This window comes from Coprococcus intestinalis, from assembly GCF_023656595.1.
GTDB classification, from domain to species: domain Bacteria; phylum Bacillota; class Clostridia; order Lachnospirales; family Lachnospiraceae; genus Coprococcus_A; species Coprococcus_A intestinihominis.
Genome location: NZ_JAMOKJ010000021.1, coordinates 32,625 through 49,878, shown reverse-complemented (window position 1 = coordinate 49,878; position 17,254 = coordinate 32,625). Strand labels below are relative to the sequence as shown.

Sequence of the window (17,254 nt, the reverse complement as noted above, 5' to 3'; positions counted from 1 at the left end):
AATGCCTTAATTATAGCATGATATTTGAATTTGAACATCCATTATTAGGGCTTTATTTGACCTCAGAACAGAATTTTGATTATTAGACGTATTTTCAGTTGGGTTTTAGTTTTTCATTCAAGGGGCTGCCATTTTACAGGCCCTGTAGCTTTGCGTCCCAGACTTTCATCTGGTTTGCCGATCATCCTATTTAAACTTTTAATCTTATGCAAAAAAACTAGTTTTATTATACTATAGTGCTCTACTGCACACAAGAAAAACAATACAGGTTCTTTCTTTTTTGCAGATCGTAGCCGGTTTATTGCCATTATCTATGCATTCTTGAAGATACCCAGTCAAAGTGTCCGCAAACACCAAAAGGGCCTGCTCGTTATAATCACCATGATGGCACCTGTAAGACTTTCCATCAGACATTGCAGGCGCAAGTTCCATGAGGCACTGGAAGTCATACCGAAAGTTCTGAGGAAACAGTCTGTTTTGTACCTCATCATGAACCAGATTCGTGCGATCTACCGGGAGGAAGGAAAGCTTTCCGGTCTTTCATCAGATGAACAGACTGCCAAGCGTCAGCTGGTGGTAAAACCACTGGTGGATGCTTTCTTTGCGTACCTGAAACAGAGTTCAGACAGGGTATCAAAAAGCGTCAAAATAAAGGAAGCATTTACCTATGCCCTGAACCAGGATCGGTATCTGCGTGTATTTCGAAGGCAAACCATCTGAAACCATATGAATATTTTTCAAGGTACTTAGGTTCTACCGTTTACATCCAAAAAACGACAAATAAAAAACCAACGAAAAAGGCCTTACCAAATTGATTTCACTCAATTCAGTAAGACCTTTTTGTTGGTTCACACATATTACCTGATAACCACAAGATTCCGAATAAATAATGCCAAAATCTCTCGTGTTATCATTTTGTTATCAAATAGAACTTTATCTGCTCTAAAATGCCCTGTTTATATAGTAATAAAACTATATTCTGTTCATTTTCTTTCTTTCCAGTTTACCCCAGTTCAGTTTGTTCTTCTTGTATCCCACAAATGCAGTCACACGGACAAATTCCAGATAAAAGCGGAGAAAAGTTGTTTCAAAAAAACAAGCAGTAATAGCAAGGATCAGTTCTCGAAAAGAAACCCTCTGGTCAATGGTATAGATTCTTGAAAAATATGCAGTTAATGTGAGTAAAATACCATACAGGGCATAGCAGGCAAGAAATACCAGCATAAATTTCACATTCAGCATATCCATCATCACAGATAAAACCATTGTAAGTACACCCAAAAGTTCAATAAATGGTGACAATAATTCGTAAAGCAGAAAATAAAGATAGGATAAAAGTCCTACAGCTCCGTACCGTGGGTTTGCCAGCATTTTACGGTGTCCCCACATACACTGGAACAATCCTCTCTGCCATCTTTTCCGTTGCTTGCCCAATTCACTTAATTTTTCCGGAGTCTGCGACCAGCAGATGGCATCCTGGGCAAAATGAATCTTATATGGCTTACGATTTATGCGGCTGAATTCATGAAGTCTGACTACCAGTTCCATATCCTCGCCCATTGTACTGTTGTCATATCCGCCTACGGCAATCACTGTTTTTTTCTCAAACAATCCAAAAGCTCCGGATATGATCATGTTTGCATTGATTTTATCCAGCAGGATACGTGCTGCCAGAAAAGAACGGGCATATTCCAGGGATTGCATTCTTGCTATTATATTTCTGGGTAGCCTGTATTTTATCACATGACCTTTTTTTATGACAACACCATTGGCTGGGCGGACACTTCCACCAACGGCTATTACATTTTCGTCCTCCAGAACCGGGCGAACGATTTTCTCCAGCGAATCATGCTGTAAAATAGAGTCCGCATCCATACAGATAAACCAAGGATACCTGGCTGCATTGATTCCGGCATTTAAGCTATCTGCTTTTCCGCCATTCTTCTTGCGAATCAAAGTAATGGGCACTTTCTGGTTCGGGCATTCATAAACCTCTTCCTCAGGCTGGCATTGGATCAGATGACGGATCGGGCGTTCCACTCGCTCCATATGAAATACATCGATCAGAACCTGAGATGTTTTGTCTTTAGAACCATCATCTATTACTATAATTTCATATAGTTTATAATCCAGGTTGAGAAGTGAAGTGACTGTATCCTTCACCGTAACCTCTTCGTTATAAGCCGGAACAAGAATGGAAACCGGTATGTAATAGCTTTGCCACAGTTTATTGTGCAGCTGTTCAAGGCGGTATGATCTGTACAGCTCAATTGCGCCTGCTACAACCGACAAAAACAAAAAGCTGGAATATCCAATCAGGTATATAATAAAAAACAGATTGATACATTCCAGAAAAAAACGAAATGCATCGGTCATAAACCCGCCCTCCTTTGTGCTTTTACTGCATCCAGCTGGTACTCTAACATTTCTTTTGCGTAGCGGTCATTTCCCTGTAAAATATCAGCTAATGCATCCCTATCTGTATTCAGAACTGCAAGGCTTTTTGCAGCATTATGACGGACATACCAGTTTTTACTGGAAGTCCCTTTTTTCAAGATTTCCAGTGTCTGCGGTCCGGGATACACAGCAAGAGCAGAAATACAGGCATTCTGCAATTCCCAGACCCCTTCCTTTTCTTCTTCGGCGTGATGAAGCAAAAAAGAAACGCTTCTTTCATCCTGATATCTGCCAAAATAGCGGACACATGCGATTTGAATTTCCATATCCTGGCTTGTTTCCAACATAGACAGCATTTCATCCTTCCAGTTTGACGATGCATATCGAATATAATCCAACAAGCTTACCTGCATCCTTGGATGAAATTCACTCATTTTTTTCCAAAGGAGTGGTATCAGTTCTTCTTTTTTATCGAAGGAAAGAAGTCCATCTGCAAGTATTTTTTTATGCGGAAGCAGCTGCTCATTTGCATCCAGAAATGTCAATGCCTGCATAACCGCGTGTATATCTTCTGAACTGTATAATGCCCGCAAAGCATTCTCCCTGCAATAGAGACTTTTATTTCCAAGCAGGTCAAAAAGAAATGGGAAAACAATTTCCTTAGCCTGGAATTTCGTCATATGAAATATGGCAAATACATAAGCCAAGCAGGCCTTTTCCATATCCGATTTTCTTTTATAAACCGGTATCAGTTCTTCCATCAGCCGACTTACAGATGCTATTCCCTGCTGGAATTGTTCCGGCATACTGTTTTCAACTTTAGATAATGCTTCACTGAACGTCAGAAGTCTACTGGTTGAATGAAGCTCTTTAACCAACCTTTTTTCCTGCTTTTTATTTTCCGTTATATTTTCTAAAAACAAATGTCTGTATTCTTCGCAATATCGTTGTTCCCTCCTTTTCAGAACACAGGAACGATATCTTGAAATTATCTCTGTAAAGCAGTTAAAAATGATAATCTCCACACAGACAATAAAATAAAAAACAATCACAAGCTGTGCTATCATTCGTATTCCTTTCCTGTCCAGTATGTCTTCAGAACCTGGTATGCTTCTTTTAATCTTTCATGGTAGGATACTGTATTCTCCCATCCTTTCAGTTTAAGGCCTCCCATCTCGATTGTATTTCCTTCTCCGCCAAAACCTATAAACATCTCTTTGATCCCTACTGCTTCAATGCCATAATTTCCGTCATAATAATCATCATGGATCTGCATTCGGGACGGATCAGAAAAATTCAGCAGCTGCCATGGGATTCTAATTTCCACATCATCTCCGTTACAGATAAAATCTGCCCTGGAATCATAATCAGATGCAGATGGATTTCCATTACCATAATACAACTTTCCACTTTCAAAGGTTTTTAACGGTGTGGCAGCATCCTGATACTGACCAATAACATCCCGTAATACCATGCTGATATTTTCGAATACAGCGCTGTCCCTGGCTGGTGGATCAATATAAGGATCTTCTCCTGTAATATCTTCCTCATAATTGGCATGAATGGGATTATACCGATCCTGAACCAACAGACGAGTATTATCTTTTCCATTTAAGATCAGTACAAAATCTGCAGGTCTTTCAAATTCTGCTGTACAATTTTCCATACGGGTACTGCCTGTTTTAGGGGTCGTATCAACCGGAACATACAGCGTGTCATTTTCCAGATCAAAGTCCTTTTTATGGAGATATAAATAAACATCGGAGGCATCATACTTCACACTGATGAAAGAGCCGTCTTCATATTGGATCACCATATCTTTATCCGTCCATTCGGAAGTATCCCCGTCCACGTAACAAACACTTTCTTTTTTCCCACAGTCAAATGCCAGCAAGCCAAAATGCTGGTCATTTGTCTGAGCATCTTCCCAGTAAATATTACGGCTTAAATCTACAGCATACATGGTATTCCAGGTACGCTTGAACCATTCATCCTGCCAGGAATAGACACAGCCTCCGGAAAGTCCGGCAGCCATAATGTCTTCATAACAATCTACCAGAATCTTTCCTTGTTCTTTTTCAGAATAGTATCCAAGTCCTCTGCTGGTCACCTGATTCTCCTGAATCTCACCTCGTCCTGTGGCTGCACCAAATTCAACAGCCAAAACCGGCATTGTATGATGTTCGTTTAAAAGTCTTAAATATGCCCGATAAGTATTCCGCTTTCCGTCAGGAGTGATACAGTCACTAAAGTCAATCTTTTTATCAGACAAGCTGTTCCATGTTGTGTATTCCATACAGGAAAAGTAATCCTGATCATATGGAGATGCACTGTAGCTGGCAAACTGACCTGATATAAATTTATCAGTTGCAGTTATATGTTCTGTGTCGATCCGGGCACATTTTCGGAAATATTCTGCAATCTCTTTAGGATAATCAAAGGGATCTGTTGCATTTCCACTGGAAAAGGAGATCAGACGCTGCTCATCATATCTTGTTGATTCATAGTGTAGCATCCTGTCACCTATTTCTGCAAGCAGGGATTCAAAGGCAGAGGCATCCTTTGAAGCAGTAAGATAGGTTCCTTTATAAGGTTCCATATCCGGATATTTCTCATCTGTATATGCAACTGTTGTATCTTCCCATCCATTTCCGATAATATATCCCAGCACCCATTTCGAGACATCGTGTAAATAAAGCCCTGCACTTGTATCTGCATCATTATTGATGATAAGTCGTTTTCCATGGATCACATCTACAGTGACCAGGCAATTATCCAGAAGCTTTCCTGCAAAGGAATCGGCATATGCATCCACTCGGGAGTTTTGTATATAATCATTTACCCAGATTCCCTGAAGTAAGTATAACGGCTCCTCATGTTGGGAATTGTATTCATAGAACGCTTTATAAAAAGACGGATTCTGGACAGAATAGACTCTCAGCGTATTTGCTCCTGCTTCCTGGATCAGCTGAAACCAGCGCAGATAGGTTTCTTTGGTGATCGCATAATCTGTAGACCATTCACCAGGAATACCGCTTCCCATGTCAATTCCTCTGACTTCAAATGGTTTCCACTTATCTTTGTCCTTTATAAGTATCTCTTTATTCTCAGTCCGGACAAATGTGTTTACATGATTGTCCCAGTCTGAGTCCATATAAAATCCGCCATAAAACACAGCTATAAATCCAATAAATAGAAGCAGAATGATGGCAGATATACTGATAATAAATCGTTTCATATTTTAATCATTAACCTCATTATACTGCTTTACACGGGAGGATGCTGAATACTGACGCAAAGTCTCAATATTTTCATCCAGCCATTTTCCTCTGTTTCGCAAGTAACCTTTTAACTGTCCTTCAGCGGCAGATCTACTGTCCAAATTTCTCGATGCCGGAACCAGAAGTCCCTTTGCCTGCTGTTCCACACTTCCCCATCGTGCATCGTTTCTTGCAAGAGCTGGTGCGATAAAATCAAGGGTTTCATCAATATAACGATAAAGTGATTCCTCACTTAACAGACCTTTTCGCAAGGAATGATATCGCTGGATGACCCGTTCAGTAAAATCCTCATCTTTGATCAGCATTTCAAACCATAATCGGTTGTTCAGGAAAAATCCGGTATAAGGAAGTTCCTCCTCGAAATAGTTATTGCAGGCATTATTAAAATCCCATACACACATATGAAACAGATTATCTGTTCCCTTATAAATATAAGTGGAATAGTTTCCGGCATCTGCATTACTGGAAAGCTCATTGATTATAAAGTAATCTACAAAGCTGTCCACATCTATCATAGAAGTGTAGCCATATTTTTCCCTGTCATAATCATATGAATACAGAGTTTTTTCAAAATTTGAAAAATCCTGCCGGATTTCTTCTGTCAGTCTGGCATCCCTGTTCCTGCTTCCGGGATATTCTATCTGCAGCTGGAAGGGGGTTTTGTAGGTATACGTTGTAAAGCTGTTTAAAGCTTCTTCGCCCGCATGCTGATGATCCAGGCGAAGCAGGTATCCGGAAAATGTGCTTTGCTTGGCATTTACACGAAGTCCCAGTCTGGCGCCATCTTTTCCGCCGGTTATCGTTTCAGTCATTACATATAGACCTTCATATTCACCATTAAGGATTACTTCGCAGAATCTTACATTTGGCGCATAAGACATCATTTCTCCGGCAAGATTGTAAAACATATAATTTCGTATGGCTGTTTTATCAAGCCAGGGGCCGTATAATACCCATTCATGGTGCGCATCCATTCCCATAATGGAAAGCGGATTGTTTTCCCCTTTTTTATCTACAAGTCTGATGGCATAGCTTGGCTTATCAAACTCTCTTGAGGAATTACCTCTCACTCGTATGCGGATTGCAGAAGATACATCTGCCGTTTCATTTGCATGATGGTACTCTTTGCTGTCATTTCCGATTATATCCATCTGAGCAGCAATTGTAGTTTCCCCATCAGCAGCACGTGTATAAATGCGGTTGTTTCCATCATCCTTAATGGATCTTCCCGGGATTACCACCCCATCTGTATCAATTTTGACAATCGGAAGATATGTACACAGACCGCCATCCGCAGGATCCGTACATGGTTCCTGGGGAATTTCCTGTTCATGCTGGTGAATTCTCTCTGTTTTTTGATAGTCCCGATAAAGCAGTGGCGCAAAAACAGCAATCAGGATAACCGCAAAGCAGCATGTAAATCCTATTATTTTATATTTCATATCAGTTATAAATCTCATCGCTTTGAGCTACAATATTAACACTTTCAATTTGTCCAAGGTTATAGAAATCATCTGTTAAAACCGGATGCTGTTTCTGAACTTTTTCCAGTATTTTTCTGGATAATTCATAAATGTACTCAGCATTCTCCTCTGTCGTATTTTTTACCCGAAGAACAGCACCAGTCCCAAAATAACAAAAGACCTGGGATTCTATATTTTCACAGCGGCTTCTTTTTGCACGGATGATCAAAAGCATACGGTTATCACTGCGGATTGCTCCCATGATAAGAAAGATAAGAAAAATAGCAGAACTGCCTACTGCAGCAACCAGATAATCTCCAACTCCACAACATATTCCCACAATGATCGTCCAGAAAATATATACAGTATCTCTGGAATCTTTTATTGCAGTTCGAAAACGCACGATAGATAATGCACCGACCATACCAAGCGACAATGCAATATTGTTTCCTATGACAGTCATAACTGTTCCTGTCATAACAGTCAGAACGATTAGTGTTACTCCAAATTTTTTGCTGTAAATCGTTCCCTTATGTGAGATCACATATGAAATAAAAATAAACAGACCAATGACAGCACTTACCAGAATATGCATTGTAATTTGCTGCCAGGCCATATCCCCCTGCTGGGCAAGCAGGTTATAAATCGTCTCTTTCATTTCCTTTCCTCCTAAAATCTGTAGTCACAGCCAATTTGTCTTGCCATACAGTATTTGCTCACGGAAAGCTCGCTTTTCTGAACGGGCAGAAGCATATGCTTGATATAGCTTAACAAAAAACCATTATATTTTACTTCCAACACTACAGCAAAAGGAGACATTACACTGTTTAACACCAGATTTCTATCAAACATATTGAAATTTACTTCATTAGCCCGTATTCCAGAATCAAAAGTTATTCGAGTAGAATTTTCCGGCGCGATAAATGCAAATCTGTCATATTCTACAACTGTTTTAGGACGGTATGCCCACATTTCCATAATTGAATAACATTCCTGTCCAAACTCACTGCCACTGTTTAAAAGTACAGAATAATCACCCTCAATGAGAGCCTGCGCTTCCCTTCTGGATAATCTTAATGATCGCTTCCGCTGATAAGGTCCCTGCTTCTGCTTCATTTCAAACAGTGCAAAATCCGCATCAGGACTATATACCCGCAAACGAAACTTCCTTCTTAACTCCAGACCATCTTCCTTTTCCTGAAAATCCCGATTTGACAAAGAATCAAAGTACAAAGAACGTACCTGATAACCATCCGGTCCATTATGTGAGTCAGTATGAACCACATTTGACAAATAATTCCGAAGTTTTAATGCTTCTACCTGATTAAGTAGAAATTTCTTTTCTTCCCGCAGTACATCGCGCACAGTATTATTTCCTCCTGCTTTTGCTTTTTAGTAAATACCACGATAGTATACATCCATAATTTTTTTTGTCCATATATGGAATAAAACTTTGTAGTATACAATGAACTCTCGATAAAATCAACATTTATTGACAATATATACCAAAATATATGATATTTTATAAATAAATATATAAAAATCATAATGGAAATGGGGATTCCTTATGAAATGGGGATGTTGTATGATATCAAACTGCCAAAAATATCTTGCAATACTATTAACATTTTTCTGTGTAATCGTACTGTATCCACAATCGACCTATCTATAGATTGGGAATCGTAGACAATAGGGGATATTGGAATAAAAGAAAAGCCATGGTTCGTACCATGACCTTTCAATTCATATTTGCATTCTTATTCAGCAGAAACACCTGCCAGTTTCACATTCACATGATAATATCCTACAGAACGTGAAAAATAGGTATACGGATTTGAGAAGTTGCAATCACTACACACAATATTCATACAAAATTCTCTTTATGTTTTCAATTTTTATAGGCTTTGCCAAGTGAGCATTCATTCCTGCTGCCAGACACTTTTCTTTATCTTCTCTGAATGCAGTTGCTGTCATGGCAATAATCGGGATTGTCTCAGCATCTGGATGTTTCAGTGACCGGATTGTTTTTGTCGCAGTAAACCCATCCATTACAGGCATCATGATATCCATCAGAATTGCGTCAAAATAACCTTCCGGTTTCTCCTGGAACATTCTGACCGCCTGCAATCCATCTCTTGCAACTGTCATATTTGCACCTTCATCAGACAACAGCGTTTCCGCAATTTCTGCATTCAGTTCATTATCCTCCACCAGCAATAAGTTTAATCCGCTGATATCCATCTGTGCCGCTGTTTTCTTTACTGTATCTGGTGCGGGAGCAAGTTTGAACGGAATCCTGATGATAAAGGTTGAGCCAATGCCTTCTTCGCTTTTAACTTCGATAGTTCCACCCATCTTTTCAATCAGACCTTTTACAATCGCCATTCCCAGTCCAATTCCCTGCTGTGTACTTCTTGCATCCTCTCTTTCCTGCGAAAACGGCTCAAATATATGCTCCTGGTATTCCCTGCTCATACCAATGCCAGTATCAGTTATGGTCCACTCATATGTCGTAATTCCGTCAACAGCTTCTGTATAATCTGACACCGTTATTATCTTGCCGCCAATCCGATTATACTTAATACAGTTTCCATAAATATTAAGAAATATCTGTCTTAAATGTACCGGACTTCCATAAATAAAAGGATATCGAAGCCCTTCCTTTTTTGCACGGAACTGCATCTGGATTCCTCTGTCTTTTGCCCGCTGTTCTATGATAGTCAGAACATCCTGACTTAATTCCTCAAAGTTGATGATTTCCTGCGTCAAAGATACATTTCCATCTTCAATTTTGCTCATCTGAAGGATATCGTTAATAAGTGACAATAGATAGTCTGCAGCTACCTGCATTTTTCTGAAATTTTCCAGGACCAATTCCCTGTCATTAAAATGTTTCTCAGAAATCTTCAGCAATCCGATAATTCCATTCAGCGGGGTTCTCATATCGTGAGACATCCTGGAGAGAAAATCAGACTTGCTTTTATTTGCTTTCTTTTCACTTTCCAAGGCAATTGATTTGTGCATGAAGTCATTTTTATCCAGCATGAGATTCCAATGTTCAATGGTTCCGTCTTCCTTTATTACTTTCTGTCCACGATCCTCGATGTATTTGTATGTGCCGTCCTTACAGCGTATCCGGTAAATAGTAGCATAATGATCAGAATGCGTATATTGATTTAATGCATCTGCAAGTCCGACCTCCACGTCATCCGGATGAGCAAGGCCGATAATATTACCGCCAGAAGCGTCCAACAGTTCCTTTGGTGTTGCGTAACCGAGCATATTTGCAAATTGTTCTGAAACATATTTGAAAGAGTATTCCGGGTCATCATTGCTGATTTTGACGCCGCCGGGGATGGATACGGTAAATAACTCCAGCTGACTTTGCAGTTTTTTTGTCAATTCCTCGATCATAGCTGTATGCTTTTTCTCTTCTTCCAGAAGCTTCGCATACTCTCTGTTTGATTTTTCCAGTGCCCGCTCTTTTTCCTCTAAGCGATAATGTTCTGTACGGTCAAGAACATAATTAACTGCAATGACATCTCCTGTTTCCTCTTCACGGTACAGGGCCATGTGATCTTCTGCAAGCATGGGCTCAAAAGTAGCAGTCCTGGTCCAGTATCGGAATGATATATGCCGTTCACCATTTTCAAACCGATTTAATAATCGTTCTCTGTCAAACTCGTGCAGAAAATCTTTAAGACCTTCCTCAGGTATGGTCAATGCCCATGCATCTACCAGACTCTGTAAGCTTGAATTTTCCGGCAAACCTAATTGTTCATTCAGATTATATTTTTTTCCATTAACTACCTGATACATGGAACCACGTACGATATTCTTTGTGAGATTGATCACGCAGTATCCATCGGCAATAGCAAATACCGACTCTTCAAAAAAACGATTATTAATAATATCCTGACTCATGTTTATTTATCTCCCTGTAAATTCTCTGATACAGATTATATCCTTATCCAAATATATCCGTCAACAAAGAATTTTTACATTGTAGAATGGAAATTTACACGCTCATCGGTAGTATATGCAAGTGAAAAAACAGGAACATTTCATAATTTTTCAGCTATATGGCAAGCCAGGATACCCTTGCGAATGCAGCTCTTATCCAATGCCAACAGCTCGGATATCAGGTTCCTGATGATGTCAGCATTATCGGATTTGATGATCTGCCAATCGCTGCTTATACATCACCTCCACTGACTACAATCAGACAAGATCGTATTGAACTGGGAAAAAGTGGATTCTTTGCGTTATCCAGTCTTCTTAATGGCGTTTCAATCAGTACATTTTTATTGGTTTCTTTCACACTCCGCTAAATCCATGTACTCGGCTCATTTTTTCTATATTTTAACGGAGACACTCCGTATGTTTTTTTGAAGCTTCTGATAAAATAACTTACATTCTGATAGCCACTGAGCATTGCAACCTCTGTAACTGGAATGTCCGAATTTTGTAACAACTGTTTTGCATGCTCCAACCGCAAATATGTAACATATTTTGAAAGCGTAATATGAAAATGTTCTTTAAAATATTGCGATACATATTTTTCAGAAAGATGGAACTGTTCCCCAAATTTCTTTAATGATATCTCCCCTGTAAAACTCTGCTGTATGTATGAAATCATCTCTTTTTCTACAGTATTTCTTCCACTTTTATCATTTTCGATTATAAATCCATTCTCCCACATGTGAAGAATAAATTGTAAAAGAATTATTTTTGTCTTTATCTGAACAGCTATTTTCAACTTCTTTTCATCATTTTTTGCCATATATATTTCGGCCAACTGCTCGCACAACTCTTTTGCTGCATCCTTGATCCTTGGTCTTATCATCAAATGACCATTTTTTAATGGAGTAAGCAATTTATCATCTAACATGTCATCTGTGCAAAAAGAGATATATTCAAGTGGAAAAAGGAAAGTAAAATAATCCACTTCTCCAGCCTGTGAACCCATGAAATGCAGATTGCCCGGCGACACTACAAAAGCATCCCCGGGGGTTCCAATATAATTTTCTCCTGATATACTTACAGTCAAAAACCCACTTTTTACATATATAATTTCCAGTTCATCATGCCAATGTACCGGTATCTGAAATGATCGTCCCTCATTTTTTATATGATATGTACTAAACGGATCGTCCTTTGTACCATGCGGTTTATTTTCCTTTAATTCAAAGTACATAATCTCTCCTATACTTCTATAAGACCTTTACTTTTCCATTTTCCACTCTTCCATCTAAGTACCATTCCCACAGCTCTCGCACATTCGTCACCTGCCATAGCAATATATGATCCTACAGCCAGAAGTCCCATGTGTATTCCGAGAAAATAAGTTCCGCCAACTGCAAACAAATACATAAATATTGCACCTAGTATAACCGGGAAAAGTGCGTCTCCACTCGTTTTTAATGCCTGACCATATACAAGGTTTGTTACCCTTCCAAATTCAAGAAAGACATCTACTATTAACAACTTTACCACAAGATTTATCATCTGTGTATCATCAGTAAATATATGCACGATAAAATGTCCTGCCAATGCAAATGTCACGGAAAAACAGGTCGCTGTGATGATACCGTATATCGCAGCTTTTCTCGTTCCCCTGTTACATTCCTCAAACTCTTTTGCTCCAATTCTCCAACCGGTCATAATTGCATTTGCCTGAGCAAGGGCAGCTCCCACACAATATGAGAAATTTGCAATCTGTACAGCATATGAGCGTGCTGTAACATTCATTCCATCCACATCCATCTGATTCATAAAACGCACAATAAAGGTCATTGCGATGTTGTAAAGTGCTGTTTCAAGCGCAGAAGGAAAACCAATCTTAACAATCTGCGCAAATATCTTTCTTGATGCAATTCGCTCAGGACTCTGTTTTGCTTTTATAATCACAGCCCCCATACCTGCTACAATAATAAGATTTACAACTCTTGAAATAACCGTGGCAACAGCAACTCCCATTACACCCCAGTTGAATACAAATAAGAATACTGAATTAAGTATTATATTGAGAACATTTCCAACAACAGTTCCTATCAAAGAATGTTTTGTATATCCAAACACTCTCAAATAACTGGAGAAAATAGGAATCAGTGCATTTAAAAAACATGCGCCGCCAACAATTCTAAGATATATTTCAGCCGGCTCAAACAAAGCCGGAGCAATACTTACGATTCGAAGTATCCCACCAGAAAAAGTAGCAAGAATGACAGACATTACGATACCTATCAATGCGTTGAATATAAGTCCAAGTTGTCTTGCCTGATACGCTATCCCCGGTCTTCCGGCTCCGATATTTTGTGACATAACAGCTATCATACCCGACGATATTACGCCGAACATGATAATAAAAACACCTATATATGTATTTGCTGTTCCCACTGCTCCTACAGCCTGGTCGCTTACAGATGATAGCATAAGCGTATCGACCATACCTGAAAGCATATAAAATAAAGTTTCTAAGCATATTGGCACAGATAACTGTGTTAATGTTTTTCTTTCAGCTGCCATAGTTTTCTCCTCACATACAATTCAAGAATACTATATCAATAATACGATATATTTCTATGTAATTCTTGTATAATATCCTGTGAAAATTGCACTATTTCTACTTTATCTTAAAAAGTACTAGATCGTGTTACTGAAAAATGGACCGCAAAATACCCGAATTTTATGAAACGCTGGTATGATAACTGGGATGCAATAACGCCGATTTTCAAGTTTTCACCGGATGTCGGAAAGGTTATTTACACGACCAATGCAATTGAAAGTCTGAATTCTACCTACCGTAAGCTCAACCGTCAGGGAAGCGTATTTCCAAGTGATACAGCACTCCTGAAAGCCCTGTATCTGGCAACTTTTGAAGCCACAAAAGCAAGAGCTGGAAGCTCTAATTTAGCGCTTCCAGCTCAATCATTATCATAGAAGAATTATTTACAGACTTTTCTTCATAGTCTCAGCCCGCCGACTCACGCCTTCACAGGTACGCACAGTTGAAGCTATTATATTTGCTTTCTCAACTCTTCTCTTATGGTCTGCTTAATTTTTTCATCATCCAACGGCTTTGCAAGATGTGCGTTCATTCCTGCTTCCATACACCTTTCGGCATCTTCCCTAAATGCATTTGCAGTCATAGCAATGATAGGGATTGTTTTTGCATCCTGCCGTTCCAGGGATCTTATTGTTTTTGTGGCAGTAAGCCCATCCATCACCGGCATCATGACATCCATTAAAATAACATCGTATGTTCCCGGTTCGGAAGCTTCAAAATGCTGAACAGCTTCTAACCCATTTTTCACTGTTTCTACTTTAGCCCCATTTTCCGTCAGCATAAATTCTGCTATTTCCACATTCAGCTCATTATCTTCAACCAATAATATCCGGACACCTGATATATCTGCATTGAAATCTTCTTTTTCTTCCGGTCGTGCATTCGTATCAATTTCAAATGGAAGTACTACAGTAAAACAGCTCCCTTCACCCAGCTTACTTTCAACTGTTATGGTTCCACCCATCTTTTCTACAAGTTGTTTCACAATAGGCATTCCAAGACCTGTCCCACTATATTTGGAACGTGCGGAATTGTCTGCCTGTACAAATGGAGTAAATAATTTATTTTTTATAAATTCTTCTGACATTCCAATCCCGGTATCTCTTATTTTAAATTCACATGTCATATGATCTTCTGATCTTTCAATCGTTCTCATACTCAAGTAAATAGAACCATTCACCGTATTGTACTTCACACTGTTTGTAAACAAGTTCATCAATATTTTTTTCAGGTGAACTGCATTGCTCCAGACATATACACCTCTATAATCATCATGTTCTTCCATAACACGAAGTCCTTCTTCTTCTGCCTGAAAGTATAGCGACTCCGAGATTTCTTTACATACCTGATCCAGATTGATGGATTCATCACTAAAAACCATGGTACCCGAATCTAACTTTGCCATATCCAAAACATCATTTACCAATGATAATAGCAGTTTCGAAGACTCATTTATTTTATTCAGGCAATCTTTTGCCCGCTCACCATCATTTCCGCTTTTTTCAAGAATTGTAAGCATACCAATAATGCCATTGATCGGTGTCCTGATGTCATGAGACATGTTATTTAAAAAGGAAGTCTTAGCCATATTGGCACTCTGTGCTTCTACAAGTGCATTTTGTAATTCCTGCCGTTTTTCTTCAAGCTCCTGATTCAGCTTCAATGCTTGCTCAGCAGACTTCTTGGATTTTTCTTCCGCACGTTTTGATTTTTTCAAAGAATCAAGAATTATACACAGGACAACAAAAATAGAGATTCCAACTATGAGTGAGACAGCCAGTAAATTGTCCTGAATAAAATCCTTCGCTGTAACTTTTCGTGAAGAAGCATTATACGAAACTACTGCACCTGAAAATTGAGTTGTAGGCATAGATGTCAGTGTTTTATTCAGAATGGACAAAAGAACCGGTTCTCCCTGCTGAACAGCAAATGAAACATCAGCTCCTTTTGTCAGGAAAACACTATGAAGCCTATTATTTTTCAAATAGTCTGAAACAGTACCTGAATTGCTTACAATACAATCCGTCTCCCCTTTCTGCATTGCTTTTACTGCTGCATCTGATGTCTCATATTCCACAACCTCCCATTGCGGATAATTGTATGAAAGATATGCTTTCAATGCAAAATTATCTTTTTCAACGGCAACTATATTCTCTTTATTTTCATCAAAAGAATCCTTTGCCGTAATTGCTGCCATATTGAGAGTCAATAGCGTATCCGACAAAGCAAATCCATTTGTTTCTGCAAAGTATGGATTCTGGTTTGCATGAAAAATCAGGTCTATTTCTCCATCCTGCAGTGCCTGAAGCAGTTCACTTCTTGTATCGTATCCATTTAATTCAAATTCCAAAGTCTGACCTTGCAGACAATTTTCTGCAAGATTCACATAATCTGTGATGACACCTGTCAATTTGCCTGTTGATGGATCTACACTGCTGATACCTCCATCCTGATTCAGATACCCTATCCTGATTGCTCCATGCTGCCCGATCCACTCCCTTTCTTCTTTTGAAAGAAACGAGCTGCTCTGTGCAGAAAGATAACGCCTGTAGAGATCATCTGTGTAAAATGGGTTGTCATCCTTGATTCTGCGCATAGCACTATCCAGTGCTTTTTTGATATCCGGACGTTTGGGATTTATGGCAAAATAGATTTCTGTCTCTCCAATACATGTAAGCGGTGAAATATCCGATTCTTCCCAACGGGATTCTTCTACCGAAACGAAGCAGTCAATTTCATGTTTCGACAGTTTGTCCATAATTTCTGTGGTTGTAGAAACATTGATATGCTTCGTATGCAGACCATATTTTGATTCCCATTTATTAAGCACATCCTCCACTATATTATCTTTAGACACACCAATATTTTTTCCCTCAAAAGAATCCAAATTTCCTGCTGTAAGATCCATATTGGATGCATCCGTATAGATGTAGTATTTCTCTTCCCCCATAGGCATATCGGAAAAAAGCATATTTTCAGCACGTTCGTCTGTATAGGAAATGCCACCAAGAATATCAATCTCTCCATTTTCCAACTGTGTAAAGCAGTTTTTCCAATCACTTGTTATGTATTTATATGTCCATCCTGCATAACCTGCAATATCTTGAAGATACTCATAACCATAGCCGCTTCTTTCTCCCTTTTCATTGACGGTATTATAAGTTTCTTCAAAAGATCCTACCCGGATAACATTGTCAGAGTTTTCTTGGGCAAATGTAGGAACGGATAAAACCATTAAACATATAATTGTGCAAAATATAAAATAACAAAATTTGAAATTTCTTATATTCTGTACTAATTTGCACTTCTTCATCTTTCTCCCACCCTCCAGGCTACAGTTGCTTGCTTGCTTCCAGATTTTATTTTTACATTCATTAATGTTCAATACCCCCACAACATTTATATATATATCTTTGCGACAGCTTCTGCTGTACTTTTACTATAATTATACTCTACAGCCAACTTGTGTCAATTTACTAACAAAGTAATTCTTTCAATATATCCCTGTTGAACTTTGCATCATCGACAATCAGTATTTTTTGTCT

General features: G+C 38.9%; 11 protein-coding genes, 2 pseudogenes and 1 riboswitch. Of the genes and pseudogenes, 3 read left to right on the top strand and 10 right to left on the bottom strand.

Annotated features, from left to right (window positions below; all coding sequences use genetic code 11):
- Positions 1-113: 113 nt before the first annotated feature.
- A riboswitch (cyclic di-GMP riboswitch) is annotated at positions 114-189 on the bottom strand.
- A gap of 192 nt (positions 190-381) precedes the next feature.
- Positions 382-720, top strand: a complete 339-nt coding sequence (locus NBH03_RS13785; protein WP_250799915.1) for an IS66 family transposase — start codon at positions 382-384, stop codon at positions 718-720.
- Between the two features lie 252 nt (positions 721-972).
- On the opposite strand, the gene NBH03_RS13780 is transcribed toward NBH03_RS13785, so the two are convergent.
- The 7 genes from NBH03_RS13780 to NBH03_RS13750 all read right to left on the bottom strand — a co-directional run bounded on the left by NBH03_RS13780 (position 973) and on the right by NBH03_RS13750 (position 11,065).
- Positions 973-2,376 (bottom strand): glycosyltransferase family 2 protein, encoded by a 1,404-nt coding sequence (locus NBH03_RS13780; RefSeq protein ID WP_250799914.1) that lies wholly within the window; start codon positions 2,374-2,376, stop codon positions 973-975.
- Positions 2,373-3,464 carry a HEAT repeat domain-containing protein gene (locus NBH03_RS13775; protein ID WP_250799913.1) on the bottom strand — a complete coding sequence of 364 codons (1,092 nt, stop codon included), beginning with the start codon at positions 3,462-3,464 and terminating at the stop codon, positions 2,373-2,375. Before NBH03_RS13775 ends, NBH03_RS13780 begins: the two co-directional genes overlap by 4 nt.
- Entirely contained in the window at positions 3,461-5,551 is a 2,091-nt protein-coding gene (locus NBH03_RS13770) for a hypothetical protein (protein WP_250799912.1), read from the bottom strand. The genes NBH03_RS13775 and NBH03_RS13770 overlap by 4 nt, the downstream gene beginning before the upstream one ends.
- A gap of 87 nt (positions 5,552-5,638) precedes the next feature.
- The gene (locus NBH03_RS13765; RefSeq protein ID WP_250799911.1) at positions 5,639-7,120 is read right to left on the bottom strand and encodes a CotH kinase family protein; all 1,482 of its coding nucleotides are present in this window, start codon (positions 7,118-7,120) and stop codon (positions 5,639-5,641) included.
- A 1-nt stretch (position 7,121) separates the two neighbouring features.
- Entirely contained in the window at positions 7,122-7,799 is a 678-nt protein-coding gene (locus NBH03_RS13760) for a DUF4956 domain-containing protein (protein WP_250799910.1), read from the bottom strand.
- An 11-nt stretch (positions 7,800-7,810) separates the two neighbouring features.
- Positions 7,811-8,506 (bottom strand): polyphosphate polymerase domain-containing protein, encoded by a 696-nt coding sequence (locus NBH03_RS13755; protein ID WP_250799909.1) that lies wholly within the window; start codon positions 8,504-8,506, stop codon positions 7,811-7,813.
- 486 nt (positions 8,507-8,992) lie between these two features.
- The gene (locus tag NBH03_RS13750) at positions 8,993-11,065 is read right to left on the bottom strand and encodes a hybrid sensor histidine kinase/response regulator (protein WP_250799908.1); all 2,073 of its coding nucleotides are present in this window, start codon (positions 11,063-11,065) and stop codon (positions 8,993-8,995) included.
- 170 nt (positions 11,066-11,235) lie between these two features.
- Between NBH03_RS13750 and NBH03_RS16145 the strand changes: the two are divergent.
- Positions 11,236-11,472 (top strand): annotated as a pseudogene (locus NBH03_RS16145) (substrate-binding domain-containing protein); the annotation flags it as partial.
- Here the strand turns inward: NBH03_RS16145 and NBH03_RS13740 are convergent.
- Together NBH03_RS13740 and NBH03_RS13735 are read right to left on the bottom strand one after the other, a co-directional pair.
- The gene (locus NBH03_RS13740; RefSeq protein ID WP_250799907.1) at positions 11,469-12,338 is read right to left on the bottom strand and encodes an AraC family transcriptional regulator; all 870 of its coding nucleotides are present in this window, start codon (positions 12,336-12,338) and stop codon (positions 11,469-11,471) included. The pseudogene NBH03_RS16145 and the gene NBH03_RS13740 sit on opposite strands and share 4 nt — an antisense overlap.
- A gap of 8 nt (positions 12,339-12,346) precedes the next feature.
- Positions 12,347-13,669, bottom strand: coding sequence for an MATE family efflux transporter (locus tag NBH03_RS13735; protein WP_250799906.1), 1,323 nt, complete (start codon positions 13,667-13,669; stop codon positions 12,347-12,349).
- A 117-nt stretch (positions 13,670-13,786) separates the two neighbouring features.
- Between NBH03_RS13735 and NBH03_RS13730 the strand changes: the two are divergent.
- Positions 13,787-14,032 (top strand): annotated as a pseudogene (locus NBH03_RS13730) (transposase); the annotation flags it as partial.
- A gap of 128 nt (positions 14,033-14,160) precedes the next feature.
- On the opposite strand, the gene NBH03_RS13725 reads toward NBH03_RS13730, so the two are convergent.
- On the bottom strand, positions 14,161-17,022 hold the full coding sequence (locus tag NBH03_RS13725) for a response regulator (protein WP_250799905.1): 2,862 nt from the start codon (positions 17,020-17,022) through the stop codon (positions 14,161-14,163).
- Positions 17,023-17,254: the final 232 nt, after the last annotated feature.

What these genes read in the sequence shown, in the direction of transcription:
- NBH03_RS13765 (WP_250799911.1), bottom strand. Translation starts at nt 7,120, where the DNA reads ATGAAATATAAAATAATAGGATTTACATGCTGCTTTGCGGTTATCCTG.
- NBH03_RS13750 (WP_250799908.1), bottom strand. Translation starts at nt 11,065, where the DNA reads ATGAGTCAGGATATTATTAATAATCGTTTTTTTGAAGAGTCGGTATTT.
- NBH03_RS13785 (WP_250799915.1), top strand. Translation starts at nt 382, where the DNA reads ATGATGGCACCTGTAAGACTTTCCATCAGACATTGCAGGCGCAAGTTC.
- NBH03_RS13760 (WP_250799910.1), bottom strand. Translation starts at nt 7,799, where the DNA reads ATGAAAGAGACGATTTATAACCTGCTTGCCCAGCAGGGGGATATGGCC.
- NBH03_RS13775 (WP_250799913.1), bottom strand. Translation starts at nt 3,464, where the DNA reads ATGATAGCACAGCTTGTGATTGTTTTTTATTTTATTGTCTGTGTGGAG.
- NBH03_RS13780 (WP_250799914.1), bottom strand. Translation starts at nt 2,376, where the DNA reads ATGACCGATGCATTTCGTTTTTTTCTGGAATGTATCAATCTGTTTTTT.
- NBH03_RS13740 (WP_250799907.1), bottom strand. Translation starts at nt 12,338, where the DNA reads ATGTACTTTGAATTAAAGGAAAATAAACCGCATGGTACAAAGGACGAT.
- NBH03_RS13735 (WP_250799906.1), bottom strand. Translation starts at nt 13,669, where the DNA reads ATGGCAGCTGAAAGAAAAACATTAACACAGTTATCTGTGCCAATATGC.
- NBH03_RS13770 (WP_250799912.1), bottom strand. Translation starts at nt 5,551, where the DNA reads ATGGACTCAGACTGGGACAATCATGTAAACACATTTGTCCGGACTGAG.
- NBH03_RS13725 (WP_250799905.1), bottom strand. Translation starts at nt 17,022, where the DNA reads ATGAAGAAGTGCAAATTAGTACAGAATATAAGAAATTTCAAATTTTGT.